We start from the raw sequence: 17,843 nt of genomic DNA on the forward strand, positions 1-17,843 counted from the left end.
CAAGCCAGCTCCCACATTTGCCTTGCAGTGTGCCTGTAATACTCCTGCTATCTGCCTGACTTAATCTTCCGGCACTCCCTTTGGCCTAAGAAGGTGCCGGCATGATGCTGCGCGTTCTGTTCCTGTGTTTTGCAATCGCACTCCCCGCCGTGGCGGCCCCTCTGCCCATTCCCGACCAAGGCCCGGCCCTGCGCATCCAGGGCTCCAACACCGTCGGCGCGGCACTCGGCCCGGCGCTGGTCAAAGGCTTGATGGAGTATCAGGGTTTGCAGGATGTGCGTGCTGAACCGGGTGCCGGGGCGAATGAACAGCGCGTGGTTGGCAAGACACGCCAAGGCAAGACGGTCACCATCGAGGTCGCGGCCCACGGTTCCAGCACCGGCTTTGCGGCGCTGAAAAACAACCGCGCCGACCTCGCCGCAGCGTCCCGCCCGATCAAAGACAGCGAGTTGGTGGACCTCGACCCCCTGGGGGACTTGAAAACCCCAGGCGCCGAGCATGTGATCGCCATTGATGGCCTGGCAATCATCGTCAACCCGCGCAACCCGCTCAATAGCCTCAACACCGAGCAATTGGCGCAAATCTTCAACGGCGAGGTCAACACTTGGGAGGCACTGGGAGGTACAGGCGGGCCCATTCATTTATATGCCCGGGATGATCAATCCGGCACCTTCGACACCTTCCGGGAACTGGTGCTGAGCCGCCGCGGCCAACCGCTTGCGCCGTCGGCCAAGCGCTTTGAATCCAGTGAACAGCTTTCCGATGCGATGAGCCAGGACCCCCAGGGCATCGGTTTTATCGGCCTGCCCTCTGTGCGCCAGGCCAAGGCGGTGGCGATTGTCGACGGCGACTCGCAACCGATGTTGCCGCTGACCAGCCTGATCGCCACCGAGGATTACCCGCTGTCACGTCGGCTGTTCTTCTACTTGCCGCCCTCTTCCCGCAACCCATGGGCCAAGGCGTTGGTGGAGTTTACCCAAGGCAGCAAGGGCCAGGCGATTGTGGCTGCCAATGGCTTTATCGCCCAGCAGGTGCAAGCGATCGGTGTGGCGCCGCGCCCGTCGATGCCTGACGATTACCAGGCCATCGCCCGAGACGCTCAGCGCCTGACGGTGAATTTTCGCTTCGACGAGGGCAGCGCCAGCCTCGACAATAAGGCGCGCCAGGATGTGCAGCGGGTGGTCGCCTATATCAGAAGCCACGGCAAGCTGAATAAACAGGTGACGCTGGTGGGGTTTGGCGATACCAAGAATGATCCGCAACGTGCGGCGCTGCTATCGAAGTTGCGGGCGATGGCAGTGCGCCGAGAGCTGGTCAAGAGCGGCGTGGTGCTCAAGGATATTCGCGGGTTTGGCGCGCAGATGCCGGTGGCGGCCAATACTGCGGATGAAGGCCGGATCAAGAATCGGCGAGTGGAGGTTTGGGTGTACTGAGGCTTGAGTTTTGTGTGGTTGGCACTGGCCTCTTCGCGAGCAAGCCCGCTCCCACACTTGACCGATTTCCAACTTGAGAATGCGGTCGAGTGTGGGAGCGGGCTTGCTCGCGAATACAGGCGACGCGGTGTTAGTGCCCGCCGCGCATCAATTCCCGAGGCACATATTTGCCAATCTCGAACTTGCCAATCGCCGCACGGTGCACTTCGTCCGGGCCGTCGGCCAGGCGCAGGGTGCGTTGCATGGCGTACATATAGGCCAGCGGGAAGTCGTTGGACACCCCGGCACCGCCGTGCATCTGGATCGCGCGATCAATGACCTTCAAGGCCACATTCGGTGCCACCACCTTGATCTGGGCGATTTCGCTTTTCGCCACTTTGTTGCCCACGGTGTCCATCATGTACGCCGCTTTCAAGGTCAGCAGGCGGGCCATGTCAATTTCCATGCGTGAGTCGGCGATCTTGTCGATATTGCCGCCCAACCGCGCCAAAGGCTTGCCGAAGGCAGTGCGGCTGACCGAGCGTTTGCACATCAACTCCAATGCGCGTTCGGCCATACCGACCGAACGCATGCAGTGGTGGATGCGGCCTGGGCCAAGGCGCCCCTGGGCGATCTCGAAGCCACGGCCTTCGCCCAGCAACACGTTTTCATAAGGCACACGCACATTGTCGAACAGCACTTCGGCATGGCCGTGGGGCGCATCGTCGTAGCCGAATACCGGCAGCGGCCGCAGGATCTTCACGCCTGGGGTATCGACCGGCACCAGGATCATCGAGTGCTGCTGGTGACGCGGCGCATCGGGGTTGCTCAGGCCCATGAAGATCAGGATCTTGCAGCGCGGGTCGCAGGCGCCGGAGGTCCACCACTTCTTGCCGTTGATCACCCACTCGTCGCCCTGGCGTTCGGCGCGGGCGGCCATGTTGGTGGCGTCCGAGGACGCCACATCCGGTTCGGTCATGGCAAAGGCGGAACGAATCTCGCCGCGCAGCAAGGGTTCGAGCCAGCGCTGTTTCTGTTCTTCGTTGGCGTAGCGCACCAGCACTTCCATATTGCCGGTGTCGGGAGCCGAGCAGTTGAATGGCTCGGGGCCCAGCAACGAGCGGCCCATGATTTCCGCCAAGGGTGCGTATTCAAGGTTGGTCAGGCCAGCGCCCAGTTCGGATTCCGGCAGGAACAGGTTCCACAAGCCCTCGGCCTTCGCCTTGGCCTTGAGTTCTTCCATGATCGCCGTGGGCTGCCAGCGATCACCTTCGCTGACTTGGCGTTCGAACACCGGTTCGGCCGGGTAGACATAAGCGTCCATGAACGCAGTGACGCGTTCACGCAGTTCCTGAACCTTGGGCGAATAGGCGAAATCCATGAGCAGCTCCCTTCTCTGAGAGGTTGTTTAGGTCATGCATTCGATGCTAGAACAGCGCTGATAATTTACCTAGCCTATTCTCGCCGTGTATTAACATTCATCACCGATATATGATCGGCGTATGAGCACCTCACAATAAGAGCGCAACGAAATGAATCTGAGCAAGGTCGATCTCAACCTCTTCATCGTCTTTGATGCGATCTACACCGAAGCCAACCTGACCCGCGCCGGCCAGATCGTCGGTATCACCCAGCCGGCGGTGTCCAACGCCCTGGCACGGTTGCGCGAAACCTTCAACGACCCGCTGTTCGTGCGCACCGCCCAAGGCATGGTGCCCACGCCCATGGCGCAGAACATCATCGGCCCGGTGCGCAATGCGTTGTCGCTGCTGCGCGTGTCCGTGCAGGAAAGCCGCATCTTCAACCCGCAGCAGGCGGCCAAGACCTACCGTATCAGCATGACCGACCTGACCGAGGCCGTGATCCTGCCGCTGCTGTTCCAGCGCCTGCGTCGCCTGGCGCCGACCGTGGTGATCGAGAGTTTCCTGTCCAAACGCCGCGAAACCACCAAGGAACTGGCCGCCGGGCGCCTGGACTTTGCCGTGGATGCACCGCTCAACACCGACCCGCAGGTGCGTCATGTCAAGCTGATGGAAGACCGCTACGTGTGTGCCATGCGCAAGGGCCACCCGATGGCGGGCAAGGATAAATTCACGCTGGATGATTACCTGTCGCTGACCCATATCCATATCTCCAGCCGCCGCAACGGTTTGGGCTATGTGGACCTGGCCTTGGGCAAGATGGGCATCCAGCGCAAGATCGCCCTGCGCTCCCAGCATTACCTGATGGCCTCCCAGGTGCTGCAACAGACCGACATGGTGATGACCGTGCCCGAGCGTTTCGCTCGCCGTCATGAATTGCACTGGTTCCAACTGCCAGTCAACAGCGTGCCGCCGGTGGAAACCCATTTGTACTGGCACGAAAGCACCGACCAGGACCCGGCGAACCGCTGGATGCGTGAACAGATGATCGAGTTGTGCCAGCAGGTGACGGCCCAGGAAAAGAAAGCCCAGCAGCCTTGACGTTTACGTCAACCTGCAATTAGCTTAGCGCCAAGACTTCCTTGAGCACCGCCATGAGTACCACCTACAGCATCTCCGACCTCGCCCGCGAGCTCGACATCACCACCCGCGCCATTCGTTTCTATGAAGAACAAGGCCTGCTGGCCCCCGAACGTCGGGGCCAGGAGCGCATTTACTCGGCGCGGGACAAGGTCAGCCTCAAGCTGATCCTGCGTGGCAAGCGCATCGGCTTCTCCCTGGCCGAATGCCGCGAACTGATCGAACTCTACGACCCCACCGGCGGCAACCAGATCCAACTCAACAGCATGCTGGCCAAGATCGCCGAACGCCGTGAGCAGTTGGAACAGCAACTGCTGGATATCGAACAGATGAAGCTGGAACTGGACACCGCTGAAGAGCGTTGCACCCAGGCCCTGGCGCAGACCATCAGCCAAGCCGGCCATTGAACAGAAGGTAACTGCCATGTCCCTCCCCTCCCACGTACGCCTGGTTGAAGTCGGCCCGCGCGACGGTTTGCAGAACGAAGCCCAGCCCATCAGCGTGGCGGATAAAGTCCGATTGGTAGACGCCTTGAGCGCCGCTGGCTTGAGCTACATCGAAGTCGGCAGTTTTGTTTCCCCCAAGTGGGTGCCGCAAATGGCCGGCTCCGCCGAGGTATTTGCGCAGATCCAGCGCAAGCCCGGCGTGACCTATGGCGCACTTGCACCGAACCTGCGCGGGTTCGAGGATGCGCTGGCGGCCGGGGTCAAGGAAGTCGCGGTGTTTGCGGCGGCGTCCGAGGCGTTCTCCCAGCGCAATATCAATTGTTCCATCAGCGAGAGCCTGGAGCGCTTCGCACCGATCATGGCCGCCGCCAAGCAGCACGGCGTCAGCGTGCGCGGCTATGTGTCCTGTGTACTGGGTTGCCCCTATGAAGGCGATATCGCCCCGGAGCAAGTGGCAGCGGTCGCCCGCGAGCTGTATGCCATGGGCTGCTATGAAGTGTCCTTGGGCGACACCATCGGTACCGGCACGGCGGGCGCTACCCGGCGCCTGTTCGAAGTGGTCGGCGCGCAAGTGCCACGGGACAAGCTGGCCGGGCATTTCCATGACACCTACGGGCAGGCCATCGCCAACATCTATGCCAGCCTGCTGGAGGGCATCACGGTGTTCGACAGCTCAATCGCAGGCCTGGGCGGCTGCCCATACGCCAAAGGCGCCAGCGGTAACGTCGCCACCGAGGACGTGCTGTACCTGCTCAACGGCCTGGGTATCGACACGGGCATCGACCTGGAACGCTTGATTGGCGCCGGCCAGCAGATCAGCCAGGTGCTGGGACGGCCAACGGGGTCCCGCGTGGCGAAGGTGCGTAACGCCGGGTGAGTAGCACAGCTGTGACAATGTGTTACCGCACACCGACGTAACGGGTAACGCGGGAACAAAATCCGCCGTGCAGACTGAAAGAAAATACTGACCAAAAAACCAAGCAATTGATTTTAAAGGCTTTTATAAAGTTGGCACGCCTTCTGCTATCTCTATGGCATAACAAGAATAAAAAGCGCCAAACCTAATAAAAATAAGACGAAACGACTCTGACATAACAAAAACAACACGGCAGAGACGCAGCTAACAGATTTTTTTGGAGAAGATGTGCTTCCCAGGGTACGGCATGCCGCAACCCGCAACCGGATAGAGAAAAATAAAACTACCTCAGGTAGCTACCCACTGGTTGGATCGTTTACGAAGAAGCAGGTCAGCGTTCAAAAAAATACGTTTGCTCTTGACCCCGGATGGGGGTCGCCAAAAAAGCGGTACGGGCCACGGCTACCAAAAACAACAACAGGCCGCCCCTCAATAATAAGAAAAGAGCACGCAACGACAAATTAAAGGGGACCTTCGGGTCCCCTTTGTGCTTTCTGGGTTTCACTATTTTGGTGGCACAGCAGGTTCGCGGGGTATCAGGTAGATGTGGGCCGGCAGTCAGGCCGCCATCGCAGGCAAGCCAGCTCCCACAGGGGTTTGATGTTGTCAGTGCGCTTGCAGCTCCTGGATGGAAATCTCGCGCATGCGAAACTTCTGGATCTTGCCCGTCACTGTCATCGGAAACTCATCCACGAATTTGAAATGCCTGGGCGTCTTGAAATGGGCGATGCGGTCCTTGCACCAGCTCAACAACTCCAGCTCGTTGGCCACCTGACCGGGATGGAACTTGATCCAGGCAACAATCTCTTCGCCATAACGCTCATCCGGGATGCCAACGATCTGCACGTCCGCCACGGCCGGATGAGTAAAGAAAAACTCTTCCAGCTCCCGCGGGTAAACGTTCTCGCCACCGCGAATGATCATGTCCTTGTTACGCCCGGCAATGCACACGTAACCCTGCTCATCCATGGTCGCCAGGTCGCCGGTGTGCATCCAGCCAGCCTCATCAATTGCCTCACGGGTGCCTTCAGGGTTGTTCCAGTAACCGAGCATCACGCTATAGCCTCGGGTGCATAACTCACCGATCACACCACGCGCCACAGTGTTACCGGCCTCGTCGACAATCTTGGTTTCCAGTTGCGGTTGGGTGCGGCCCACCGTGGTAACACGCCGCTCGATATCGTCATCTGCGCCGGTCTGTAGCGACACCGGGCTGGTTTCAGTCATGCCATAGGCAATCTGCACCTCCCCCATGTGCAGCTCATGGATGACCCGACGCATCACCTCGATCGGGCATGTCGCCCCGGCCATGATCCCGGTGCGCAGGCTGGACAAGTCGAACTCGGCTCGGCGTGGGTGATCAAGCAGCGCGATGAACATGGTCGGCACGCCATATAAGCCAGTGGCTTGTTCTTCGGCGACGGCGCTCAGCGTCAGCAGCGGGTCGAAGCCGTCATTGGGGTAGATCATGGTGGCGCCGTGGGTGATACAACCGAGGTTGCCCATGACCATGCCGAAGCAGTGATACAGCGGCACCGGGATCACCAGGCGGTCCCCTGCCGTCAGGCCCAGGCTTTCACCGACCATGTAACCGTTATTGAGGATGTTGTGGTGACTGAGGGTGGCGCCCTTGGGGAAGCCGGTGGTGCCGGAGGTGTACTGGATATTCACGGGTTGATCGAAATGCAGGCTGGCCTGGCGGCTGTGCAGTTGCTCGGACGGCACGCCTGCGCCAAGGGCCGCCAACTGCGACCAGGGCATGAATTCCGGCGGCGGGCTGGGGTCGAGGCTGATAAGGCCGCGCAAGTCGGGCTTCAACGCCTGGAGCATGGCGTGGTAATCGGAGCTTTTGAACGAGCCGGCGCATACCAGCCATTGGCAGCCGGATTGTTTGAGCACGTAGTCCAACTCGCTGCTGCGATAGGCCGGGTTGATATTGACCAGGATCACCCCGAGCTTGGCGCTCGCCACCTGGCAGATCAGCCACTCGGCACAGTTAGGCGCCCAGATACCCAGGCGGTCGCCGGTTTGCATGCCCAAGGCGAGGAACGCGCGGGCGTGCAGCTCAACCGCCTCGGCCAGCTGCCGCCAGGTGTAGCGCTGCTGCTGGTGGCGCACCACCAAGGCTTCGCCATCTGGATGCTGAGCGACGGTGCGATCGAATGCCTGGCCAATGGTCATGGCCAGCAAGGCCTTGTCCTGGGAGCCACGGCTGTAACTCTGGTTCGGTTGATCCATAACGACCCCTGTTATCTTTTTTGTAGGTTGACGTATACGTAAACTACGATTGACAGCGCCGCAACGCAAGCTTACGTTAACGTAAAGGTGAGCGCCCTCCTCCCGCGCCCTGCCCACACAACAACAAAGCTCACATTAAGGTGCCTGTCCATGAGTTACCCGTCCCTGAACTTCGCCCTCGGCGAGACCATCGACATGCTGCGCGACCAGGTGCAGTCCTTCGTGGCCAAGGAGATCGCACCGCGCGCGGCCCAGATCGACATCGACAACCTGTTCCCCGCCGACCTGTGGCGCAAGTTCGGCGACATGGGCCTGCTGGGCATCACCGTGCCCGAGGAATACGGCGGTGCCGGCCTCGGTTATCTGGCCCATGTGGTGAGCATGGAAGAAATCAGCCGGGGCTCGGCCTCGGTGGCGTTGTCCTACGGGGCGCACTCCAACCTGTGCGTCAACCAGATCAACCGCAACGGCAACCACGCACAAAAACTCAAGTACCTGCCCAAGCTGATCAGCGGCGAGCACATCGGTGCCCTGGCCATGAGCGAGCCGAATGCCGGTTCCGACGTGGTGTCGATGAAACTGCGCGCCGACAAGCGCGGCGACCATTACGTACTCAATGGCAGCAAGACCTGGATCACCAACGGCCCGGACGCCAATACCTATGTGATCTACGCCAAGACCGACCTGGAAAAAGGCCCTCACGGCATCACCGCCTTCATCGTCGAGCGCGACTGGAAAGGCTTCAGCCGCAGCAATAAATTCGACAAGCTGGGCATGCGCGGCTCCAACACCTGCGAGCTGTTTTTCGACGACGTCGAGGTGCCCGAAGAAAACATCCTCGGCGTGCTCAATGGCGGCGTGAAAGTGTTGATGAGCGGCCTGGACTACGAGCGCGTGGTGCTCTCCGGTGGCCCTACCGGGATCATGCAGGCATGCATGGACTTGATCGTGCCCTACATCCACGACCGCAAGCAGTTCGGCCAGAGCATCGGCGAATTCCAGTTGATCCAGGGCAAGGTCGCCGATATGTACACCCAGCTCAACGCCAGCCGCGCCTACCTCTACGCGGTGGCCCAGGCGTGCGAACGCGGCGAGACCACGCGCAAGGACGCTGCGGGCGTGATCCTCTACAGCGCCGAGCGCGCCACGCAAATGGCCCTGGATGCAATCCAGATTCTGGGCGGCAATGGCTATATCAATGAATTCCCCGCCGGGCGCCTGCTGCGTGACGCCAAGCTCTACGAAATTGGTGCGGGCACCAGTGAGATTCGGCGGATGTTGATCGGTCGCGAACTGTTCAACGAAACCCGCTGAAGGAGCACGCCCATGGCCACCCTGCACACCCAGCTCAACCCGCGCTCGGCGGAATTCGCCGCCAACCGCGCGGCGATGCTTGAACAGGTCGACGCCCTGCACAGCCTGCTCGCCCACGTCCATCAAGGTGGCGGCGCCAAGGCCCAGGAACGCCACACCTCACGCGGCAAACTGTTGCCCCGCGAGCGTATCAACCGTCTGCTCGATCCGGGTTCGCCGTTTCTCGAGCTGAGCCAACTGGCCGCCCACCAGGTATATGGCGAAGACGTCCCGGCTGCCGGGGTGATTGCCGGCATCGGCCGGGTGGAAGGCGTCGAATGCATGATTGTGGCCAACGATGCCACGGTCAAAGGCGGCTCCTACTACCCGCTGACCGTTAAAAAACACCTGCGCGCCCAGACCATAGCCGAGCAGAACCGCCTGCCGTGTATCTACCTGGTGGACTCCGGTGGCGCCAACCTGCCGCGCCAGGACGAGGTATTCCCCGACCGTGAGCACTTCGGGCGGATCTTCTTCAACCAGGCCAATATGAGCGCCCAGGGCATTCCCCAGATTGCCGTGGTGATGGGCTCGTGCACCGCCGGCGGCGCCTACGTGCCGGCCATGGCCGACGAAGCGATCATGGTGCGCCAGCAAGCCACCATCTTCCTTGCCGGCCCGCCGCTGGTGAAGGCTGCCACCGGTGAAGTGGTGAGCGCCGAAGACCTGGGCGGTGCCGATGTGCACTGCAAGGTCTCGGGCGTGGCCGACCACTATGCCGACAGCGATGAGCACGCCCTGGCGCTGGCGCGGCGCAGCGTGGCCAACCTCAATTGGCGCAAGCAAGGTGAGCTGCTGCAACGCCCGCCGGTGGCGCCGCTGTACAGCAGCGAAGAGTTGTACGGCGTGATCCCGGCGGATGCCAAGCAACCCTTTGATGTGCGCGAAGTCATCGCACGGCTGGTGGACGGCTCGGTGTTCGATGAGTTCAAGGCCCTGTTCGGCACGACCCTGGTGTGCGGCTTTGCGCACTTGCATGGCTACCCGATAGCGATCCTGGCCAACAACGGCATCCTCTTCGCCGAAGCCGCGCAAAAAGGCGCGCACTTTATCGAACTGGCCTGCCAGCGCGGGATTCCGCTGCTGTTCCTGCAAAACATCACCGGCTTCATGGTCGGCCAGAAGTACGAAGCCGGCGGCATTGCCAAGCACGGCGCCAAGCTGGTCACCGCCGTGGCGTGCGCCAAGGTGCCGAAATTCACCGTGATCATCGGCGGCAGCTTTGGTGCGGGTAACTATGGGATGTGTGGCCGCGCCTACGACCCGCGCTTTTTGTGGATGTGGCCCAACGCACGCATTGGCGTGATGGGGGCCGAACAGGCCGCCGGGGTGTTGGCGCAGGTCAAGCGCGAACAGGCTGAGCGCGCCGGCAACGGTTTCAGTGCCGAGGAGGAAGCCGCGATCAAGCAGCCGATCCTCGACCAGTATGAAACCCAGGGCCATCCCTACTACTCCAGCGCGCGCTTGTGGGATGACGGCGTGATCGACCCGCTGCAGACCCGTGACGTGCTGGCCCTGGCCTTGTCCGCCGCACTGAACGCCCCCATCGAGCCGAGCCGCTTCGGCGTGTTCCGCATGTAACCTGTAGGAGCGCGCCTGTTGTGGCGAGGGAGCTTGCTCCCGCTGACTGCGCAGCAGTCCCGGCTTTTTTGGGGGCGCTGCGCACCCCAGCGCAAGCAAGCTTGCTCGCCACAACAAGCTCGCTCCTACAGGAGGCCTCTCATTATCATGGAGCTCCTTGCATGAGCGACTTCAACACCCTCGAACTGATCACTGACCGCCGTGGCTTTGCCACGCTGTGGCTCAGCCGTGAAGCCAAGAACAACGCGTTCAACGCCCAGATGATCCGCGAATTGATCCTGGCCCTTGACCGCGTACAAGGCGACCCGTCCCTGCGCTTCCTGGTACTGCGCGGGCGCGGCAAGCACTTCAGCGCCGGTGCCGACCTGGCCTGGATGCAGCAATCGGCCGAGCTGGACTACCACACCAACCTGGACGACGCCCGGGAACTGGCAGAGCTGATGTACAACCTGTCCAAGCTGAAAATCCCCACGCTGGCGGTGGTGCAAGGCGCGGCCTACGGGGGCGCGCTGGGCCTGATCAGCTGCTGTGACATGGCCATCGGTGCCGACGACGCGCAGTTCTGCCTGTCGGAAGTGCGTATCGGCCTGGCGCCGGCGGTGATCAGCCCGTTCGTGGTGCAGGCCATCGGCGAACGCGCTGCCCGTCGTTATGCACTCACAGCCGAGCGGTTCGGCGGCCAACGCGCAAGGGAGATCGGCTTGCTGGCGGAAAGTTATCCCGCCGAGAGCCTGGATCAACAGGTGGACCAGTGGGTCACCAACCTGCTGCAAAACAGCCCGGCGGCCATGCGTGCCAGTAAGGATTTGCTGCGCGAAGTGGGCAACGGTGCCCTCACCCCCGCGCTGCGCCGCTATTGCGAAAACGCCATTGCGCGCATCCGGGTGAGCGCCGAGGGCCAGGAAGGTTTGCGTGCATTTCTGCAAAAACGTGCGCCAAGTTGGCAAACCCAGGAGCCGCGTTCATGAGCACACTCACCACCGTTCTGGTGGCCAACCGTGGCGAAATCGCCTGCCGGGTCATGCGTACCGCCAAGGCCATGGGGTTGACCACCGTGGCTGTGCACAGCGCCATCGACCGCGATGCCCGCCATAGCCGTGAAGCCGATATCCGCGTCGACCTGGGCGGCAGCAAGGCCACCGACAGTTACCTGCAAATCGACAAGCTGATTGCCGCCGCCCATGCCAGCGGCGCCCAGGCGATTCACCCCGGCTACGGCTTCCTCTCGGAAAACGCCGGCTTCGCCCGGGCCATCGAGGCGGCAGGCTTGATCTTCCTCGGCCCGCCCGCCTCGGCCATCGACGCCATGGGCAGCAAATCCGCGGCCAAGGCCCTGATGGAAACAGCTGGCGTACCCCTTGTGCCGGGTTATCACGGCGAGGCCCAGGACCTGGAGACCTTCCGCGCCGCCTGTGAGCGTATCGGCTACCCGGTGCTGCTCAAGGCCACGGCGGGTGGCGGTGGCAAGGGCATGAAGGTGGTCGAGGACGTCAGCCAACTGGCCGAAGCCCTGGCTTCCGCCCAGCGTGAGGCGCTGTCGTCGTTCGGCAACGGGCAGATGCTGGTGGAGAAATACCTGCTCAAGCCGCGGCATGTCGAGATCCAAGTGTTTGCCGACCAGCAGGGTCATTGCTTGTACCTCAATGAGCGCGACTGCTCGATCCAGCGGCGCCATCAGAAAGTCGTGGAAGAAGCCCCGGCACCCGGCTTGAGTGTCGAGCAGCGCCGGGCCATGGGCGAAGCGGCCGTGCGCGCTGCCCAGGCCATCGGGTATGTCGGCGCAGGTACGGTGGAGTTTTTGCTGGATGCCCGTGGCGAGTTTTTCTTCATGGAGATGAACACGCGGCTGCAAGTGGAACATCCGGTGACCGAAGCGATTACCGGCCTCGACCTGGTGGCCTGGCAGATCCGAGTTGCCCAGGGCGAGGCGCTGCCGATCACGCAAGAGCAGGTCGCGTTGAACGGTCATGCAATTGAAGTGCGGCTATATGCCGAAGACCCGGCCAATGACTTTCTGCCGGCCACCGGGCACCTGGCGCTGTACCGCGAGTCCAGCCCGGGCCCTGGACGTCGGGTGGATAGCGGCGTCGAGCAAGGCGACAGCGTGTCGCCGTTCTACGACCCGATGCTCGGCAAGTTGATTGCCTGGGGTGAAGACCGCGAACAGGCGCGCCTGCGCTTATTGAGCATGCTGGATGAGTTTGCGGTCGGCGGGCTCAAGACCAACCTGGGCTTTTTGCGGCGCATCATCGGGCACCCTGCGTTTGCCGCGGCCGAGTTGGATACCGGGTTTATCCCGCGCTATCAGGGTGAGCTGTTGCCGACGCCAGGAGCCTTGAGCGATGAGTTCTGGCAAGCGGCGGGCTCGGCGTTTATGCAGAGCTTGCCGATGGGTGACGGGCCTTGGGCCAGTCACCAGGGCTTTCGCGTGGGCCTGCCTGCCGAGGTGTCGCTGCACTTGAGCTGCAATGGGCAGGATCGGTTGGTGACACTGACCGGGCAACCGTCTCAGTTATGCGGTGAACAGTTGCTGACTGAACATCAGGGTGTGCGCCGTGCTCATCTGGCGGTGCGCAGTGAAGGCAGCCTGTACCTGCGTTGGGACGGCGAGATGCATGCCGTGAGCCTGTTCGACCCGATTGCGGCGGTCGAGGCCAGTCAATCCCATCAGGGCGGCCTCACCGCCCCCATGAACGGCAGCATCGTGCGGGTGCTCGTGGAGGTGGGCCAAACCGTTGAGGCGGGTACTCAACTGGTGGTGCTCGAAGCCATGAAGATGGAACACAGCATCCGTGCGCCCCACGCCGGGGTGGTCAAGGCGCTGTTCTGCCAGGAAGGTGAAATGGTAGCCGAAGGCAGCGCGCTGGTGGAGCTTGAAACGGCCGGCTAGAACTTCGCCGTGGCTTGCACCACCACACCCAGGAGGCGGCAGCCGTCGGTGAGCAGCACCTTGGGGTAAGTGGGGTTGAGCGGCACCAGGTAGTGCTGGCCGCTTTTTTCCTGCAATTGGCGAAAGGTGGCCCGGGGGTTACCGGCCCATTGGGCCACCACCAGCCTGCCGGGCTCGGGTGCGATGGCCGGGTCAACCAGGATCATCATGCCAGCCGCAATGCTCATGCCCGTGGGGGCGGTCATGGCGTCTCCCGTCACCGGCAACCAGAATGCCTCGCCTCGCGCGTGGTAATCGGTCAATTCGTAGCGCTCGGCTCTATAAGGCGCACGCTCCTCACGCAGCTCGCAGGCCTGCTTCCAGTCGCTGACCGGGTAGCGGAAATACGGATTGTAGTGGGGGTCCAGTTCCGGCACTTGCGCGGCCCGTTCACGAATCTCCAGCGCCACCTCCAAATACCCCAACCCCAGTTCGGCGAGCACACGGTTCATGTCTGCCAAGCTCGGCACACGGCGTTTATTGAGCCAATGGCCGACGCCGCCCTGGGACATGCCCAGGCGCCGCGCCAGTTCATCCTGCGTGACCTTGCGGTCTTTCATGTTGGCCTTGACCAACGCTATCCAGTTATCCATGGCGCATCACAATACGGCGCCCATTTTTGCGGGCAATAAACAGTTTGTAGTAATCCATAAAACGACAGGAATACGATACGTACTATCATCAAGCCCAAGGATTTCGACACCCACCGGAGTATTGCCGCTTATGACGACCCGCACGCACCCAACGCCCGAACTGACTGAAGTAAACGACATGTGCAACAGTGGCGCGGCCCAGCGCGCACTGGACTACTACTTGAAAGAAAATCGGTCGACGCCGGATTCGGACGGGGCCATGTTCGCGATCAAACCCGAAGTCAGCCAGGAGGAGGCCCTGATACACGCCTCGGACCTGTTGCGCAGTGCAGCGGCAACCGCCTACGAGTCGGCGTGCAGCCATCAGGGCAACCAGCGCGACCTGGCGTTTTCGGTGGTGTATTTGATCGATATGGCGAAGGCGATGGTGGAGCGGTCGTTGCAAGCGCCAAGAGCGGCGGCAAACGCTTAGCAGGTATGAAAGAAAAATATTTCTATCCCACGGATAAAAACATTTGACTTGCAAATGATAATGATTATTATTGGGCTCAGCTGATCGCGAGATCAGTCGATAGACCAAGAGACCTTAGGTCGGACTCTTGGAATATCTCCTCATCAGGCTAATCACGGTTTTTGACCCGGCTCTTTGGCCGGGTCTTTTTTTTGCCAGTTTTCCTGGCATGGCTTCAGGCTAATGAAGACTGTGTGTTGCTTGATGGCGCGCATGGTAGCAAAAGACTATCGCCCAAAGAAAGTCGTCCGAGTGCTCTAGCGCGTATCTCTGCGAATTAGCGCTTGAGAATCAATCTCATAGACTCTAAGCTGCGGCGGCGTCAGGGATGACGCCCCCTCCCCCTGCAACAATTTTTGCATCCAGGTTTTACCGAACGTCTGTGTAAGATAGCCGCCACATCACTCATATTCAGGCAACCAGACTATGACCGTGGCCTTGACCTCCATCAAGATCAGCACCGACTTCGACAGCGGCAACATTCAGGTCCTGGATGCCAGCGACGCTTATCAGTTGTTGCTGGCAATCAAACCCGACACCCGCAGCGATCACTACCAATGGTTCCACTTCAAGGCCGAAGGCATGCACGTGGGGCACACCCATACCTTTCGCTTGAGCAACGCAGGGCGCTCGTCCTACAAGCATGCCTGGAGCGGCTACAACGCCGTGGCGTCCTACGACCATATCAACTGGTTCCGGGTACCGACGCGCTTTGATGGCGAGATCCTGCACATCAACCTCCAGACCCGGGAAAAGCACGCCTGGTTTGCCTACTTCGAGCCCTACAGCCGTGAACGCCACGACTGGCTGATCGAGCAAGCCCTGAAGTACGCCGGGGTCACCCTGCTGGCCACCGGCAAGAGCGCTGAAGGCCGTGATATTCAACTGCTGCGCCGAGGCAAAGGAATCGAGGGCCGGCGCAAGGTGTGGATCATCGCCCAGCAGCACCCCGGGGAACACATGGCCGAATGGTTTATGGAGGGCGTGATTGAGCGCCTGCAAAAGGACGGCGACGACGAACTGAAAAAACTGCTGGCCGTCGCCGATCTGTACCTGGTACCAAACATGAACCCGGATGGCGCCTTCCACGGCCACCTGCGCACCAACGCCATGGGCCAGGACCTGAACCGCGCCTGGCAAAGCGCCAGCCAGGAACTCAGCCCCGAAGTGCTGTTCGTCCAGCAACAGATGGAAAAGTACGGCGTGGATATGTTCCTCGACATCCACGGCGATGAAGAAATCCCCTACGTGTTCACCGCAGGCTGCGAAGGCAACCCTGGCTACACCCCGCGTATCGAAGCCCTGGAAAAACACTTCCGGAGCCATTTGAGCCACCTGACACGAGACTTCCAGACCACCCACGGCTACACCCGCGACCTGCCCGGCCAAGCCAACATGACCCTGGCCTGCAACGCGGTAGGAGAAAAATACGACTGCCTGTCCCTGACCCTGGAAATGCCCTTCAAGGACAACGACGACGCGCCCAACCTGCGAACTGGCTGGTCAGGCGATCGTTCAAAACAGTTGGGCAAGGACGTGTTGAGCAGCGTCGCTGATATCGTTGGGCGTTTGCGCTAACCCCTGAGGCGAGCTCTTTGTGGCGAGCGAGCTTGCTCGCGCTGGGCCGCATAGCGGCCCCATGAAAATCACTGCCGGATCACCTGACACACCGAGCAGGCTGTTTTGGGGCTGCTTCGCAGCCCAGCGCGAGCAAGCTCGCTCGCCACAAGAGCGGTCAATCCTTGCTGCCGGTCATGCTTTGCAAAACACCATCGCGGCGGATCAAACCGTGGAACAACGCGGCTGCCAGATGCACCAGCACGGTGAGAAACAGCAGATAGGCCAGGTAGCCGTGGGCCTTGCGCAACAGCGCGAACAACGGCGCATTCGCCCCCACCAGTGCGGGCAGTTGCAGGTTACTGCTGAGCATCACCGGGTCGCCAGCCGCTGAAATCATCGCCCAACCCAGCAGCGGCAACACCAGCATCAAGGCGTACAACAGCACATGGGAAGCCTTGGCTGCGAGCCTTTGCCACACCGGTAAATCCGCTGGCAACGGCGGTTGGCGCGTCGAGAAACGCACCGCCAGGCGCACGATCACCAGCGCCAGAATCGCAATGCCCAGCGGCTTGTGCAGGTGGATCAGCCACTCATGGCGCTCCGACACCGACGCCGCCAGACCCGCGCCGATAAACAGCATGGCGATGATCATCAACGCCATCAGCCAGTGCAGCACGCGCGCCAGGGGCGCAAAGAACCGTGGTTGAGCATTCATGGCTTCGACTCCTGAGGGGCGCTGTGCAACGGGCTGACTTCACCGGCGCGGCGCAGGTACGAACTGGCATACGCGGCCGAACGGGCGGCCAGCAAGGGGTCGTTGGAGGCTTGGATACCACTGGGCAGAATCAGCGGGTCAAAGTTGATATCGCGGCAATCACCGTCTGCCTGGGGCTGGCTGCTTTGCAGCACCAACGTGCCGGCGTTCAGTACCTTGTGCGCGCCGGTCCAGGTCTTGCTTGCGTCGGCCAGCGGGTCGCCGGGGTTGGCCAGGGTCATGTTCAACTGCCAACGCAACGGCCCGGCGGCCAGGCGTCGCACCAAGTCCTGCTCGAGGAAGTCACTGCCAGCAGGTGCGGTATCACCCGCCGCGTCCTGGCTCTGGGGCACCACCTCCCAACGCACGGCCTGACGCGTACCATCGGCAGCCACCAGGTAAAACGCGTTGATGCCGTTATAGGTTTCAGTCGCATAACTGGCCGATGGCTTGGCGGTCTTGACCCAGGCCAGGAATGGCGCTGTCTCCGGGTGTGCGGCAAAAAACGCCGGCATGCTTGACGGGTTCGGCTTGCCGGTGGCCGGGTCTGGCGCACCGGCCTTGAGCAACTGGTAAAACGCCTCGGGCGTGCCCACCGGGAACACCGGCATGCTGTTCATCCCCGTACGCCATTGCTGGCCGTTGGCCTGGCTGAACTGCACGGCGAAACTGCGAATCGGCACACTGCTGTCCGGCGCGTAGGGGTTGCCGCTGGGCAAGGCAAAGCGGCCGATGATCGGAGTCTTGGCCTCGCTGAACACCTGGGCGCTGGAATAGGCACGGGCCTCGGTACTGCTCTCGAAATAACCCGCCACGCATACGCCCTTGGCATGGTTACGGCGAAAGCCCGGATGCACGCCATTATTGGTTTCCAGGGCATTGACCAAGGTTTTTGGCCGCAGGCGTTGTGGGTCGAGCGTGCCATTGACGTAGGCAAATGCCCCGGCAACAACCGCAACTACGGCACCGATGCCGGCAAGTCGTGCGATCAGGCTCGCAGTGCTCAAAGGAGGACGGGGGGGTGATGAGTGATCTACCATGCAGGAACT

At 61.4% G+C, this 17,843-nt stretch carries 15 protein-coding genes; 10 read left to right on the top strand and 5 right to left on the bottom strand.

Annotated elements, in window-relative coordinates:
* Positions 1-101 precede the first annotated feature (101 nt).
* The gene (locus CLM72_RS16735) at positions 102-1,433 is read left to right on the top strand and encodes a substrate-binding domain-containing protein (RefSeq protein WP_105227194.1); all 1,332 of its coding nucleotides are present in this window, start codon (positions 102-104) and stop codon (positions 1,431-1,433) included.
* A 130-nt stretch (positions 1,434-1,563) separates the two neighbouring features.
* On the opposite strand, the gene CLM72_RS16740 is transcribed toward CLM72_RS16735, so the two are convergent.
* On the bottom strand, positions 1,564-2,793 hold the full coding sequence (locus tag CLM72_RS16740; protein WP_105227195.1) for an acyl-CoA dehydrogenase: 1,230 nt from the start codon (positions 2,791-2,793) through the stop codon (positions 1,564-1,566).
* A gap of 151 nt (positions 2,794-2,944) precedes the next feature.
* On the opposite strand from CLM72_RS16740, the gene CLM72_RS16745 reads away from it, so the two are divergent.
* The 3 genes from CLM72_RS16745 to CLM72_RS16755 are packed head-to-tail and all read left to right on the top strand — an operon-like array spanning position 2,945 to position 5,236.
* On the top strand, positions 2,945-3,874 hold the full coding sequence (locus tag CLM72_RS16745) for a LysR family transcriptional regulator (protein ID WP_105227196.1): 930 nt from the start codon (positions 2,945-2,947) through the stop codon (positions 3,872-3,874).
* Positions 3,875-3,927: 53 nt separating this feature from the next.
* Positions 3,928-4,320, top strand: coding sequence for a MerR family DNA-binding transcriptional regulator (locus tag CLM72_RS16750; RefSeq protein ID WP_003192195.1), 393 nt, complete (start codon positions 3,928-3,930; stop codon positions 4,318-4,320).
* 16 nt (positions 4,321-4,336) lie between these two features.
* Positions 4,337-5,236: a hydroxymethylglutaryl-CoA lyase gene (locus CLM72_RS16755; RefSeq protein ID WP_105227197.1), complete on the top strand. Its 900-nt coding sequence runs from the start codon at positions 4,337-4,339 to the stop codon at positions 5,234-5,236.
* Between the two features lie 645 nt (positions 5,237-5,881).
* Here the strand turns inward: CLM72_RS16755 and CLM72_RS16760 are convergent.
* The gene (locus CLM72_RS16760) at positions 5,882-7,513 is read right to left on the bottom strand and encodes an AMP-binding protein (protein WP_105227198.1); all 1,632 of its coding nucleotides are present in this window, start codon (positions 7,511-7,513) and stop codon (positions 5,882-5,884) included.
* 150 nt (positions 7,514-7,663) lie between these two features.
* On the opposite strand from CLM72_RS16760, the gene CLM72_RS16765 reads away from it, so the two are divergent.
* The 4 genes from CLM72_RS16765 to CLM72_RS16780 all read left to right on the top strand — a co-directional run bounded on the left by CLM72_RS16765 (position 7,664) and on the right by CLM72_RS16780 (position 13,337).
* Positions 7,664-8,827, top strand: coding sequence for an isovaleryl-CoA dehydrogenase (locus CLM72_RS16765; protein WP_032896578.1), 1,164 nt, complete (start codon positions 7,664-7,666; stop codon positions 8,825-8,827).
* Between the two features lie 12 nt (positions 8,828-8,839).
* Positions 8,840-10,447 (top strand): carboxyl transferase domain-containing protein, encoded by a 1,608-nt coding sequence (locus tag CLM72_RS16770; protein ID WP_105227199.1) that lies wholly within the window; start codon positions 8,840-8,842, stop codon positions 10,445-10,447.
* 161 nt (positions 10,448-10,608) lie between these two features.
* Positions 10,609-11,415: a gamma-carboxygeranoyl-CoA hydratase gene (locus CLM72_RS16775; protein ID WP_105227200.1), complete on the top strand. Its 807-nt coding sequence runs from the start codon at positions 10,609-10,611 to the stop codon at positions 11,413-11,415.
* Positions 11,412-13,337 carry an acetyl/propionyl/methylcrotonyl-CoA carboxylase subunit alpha gene (locus tag CLM72_RS16780; protein ID WP_105227201.1) on the top strand — a complete coding sequence of 642 codons (1,926 nt, stop codon included), beginning with the start codon at positions 11,412-11,414 and terminating at the stop codon, positions 13,335-13,337. Before CLM72_RS16775 ends, CLM72_RS16780 begins: the two co-directional genes overlap by 4 nt.
* Here the strand turns inward: CLM72_RS16780 and CLM72_RS16785 are convergent.
* On the bottom strand, positions 13,334-13,969 hold the full coding sequence (locus tag CLM72_RS16785) for a LexA family transcriptional regulator (protein ID WP_105227202.1): 636 nt from the start codon (positions 13,967-13,969) through the stop codon (positions 13,334-13,336). The genes CLM72_RS16780 and CLM72_RS16785 overlap by 4 nt on opposite strands.
* A gap of 178 nt (positions 13,970-14,147) precedes the next feature.
* Here CLM72_RS16785 and CLM72_RS16790 point away from each other — a divergent pair, with 178 nt between their 5' ends.
* Both CLM72_RS16790 and CLM72_RS16795 read left to right on the top strand, forming a co-directional pair.
* Positions 14,148-14,441, top strand: coding sequence for a DUF6124 family protein (locus CLM72_RS16790; protein WP_105229150.1), 294 nt, complete (start codon positions 14,148-14,150; stop codon positions 14,439-14,441).
* 465 nt (positions 14,442-14,906) lie between these two features.
* Positions 14,907-16,058, top strand: coding sequence for a M14-type cytosolic carboxypeptidase (locus CLM72_RS16795; RefSeq protein WP_054897275.1), 1,152 nt, complete (start codon positions 14,907-14,909; stop codon positions 16,056-16,058).
* A gap of 157 nt (positions 16,059-16,215) precedes the next feature.
* Here the strand turns inward: CLM72_RS16795 and CLM72_RS16800 are convergent, their stop codons facing one another.
* Positions 16,216-16,755, bottom strand: coding sequence for a cytochrome b (locus CLM72_RS16800; RefSeq protein ID WP_032896571.1), 540 nt, complete (start codon positions 16,753-16,755; stop codon positions 16,216-16,218).
* Complete coding sequence (locus tag CLM72_RS16805; RefSeq protein WP_105227203.1) at positions 16,752-17,834, bottom strand: catalase family peroxidase; 1,083 nt, start codon at positions 17,832-17,834, stop codon at positions 16,752-16,754. The genes CLM72_RS16800 and CLM72_RS16805 overlap by 4 nt, the downstream gene beginning before the upstream one ends.
* Positions 17,835-17,843 lie beyond the last annotated feature (9 nt).

Origin of the sequence: Pseudomonas sp. MYb193, from assembly GCF_002966775.1 — a bacterium.
Classification (GTDB): domain Bacteria; phylum Pseudomonadota; class Gammaproteobacteria; order Pseudomonadales; family Pseudomonadaceae; genus Aquipseudomonas; species Aquipseudomonas paracarnis.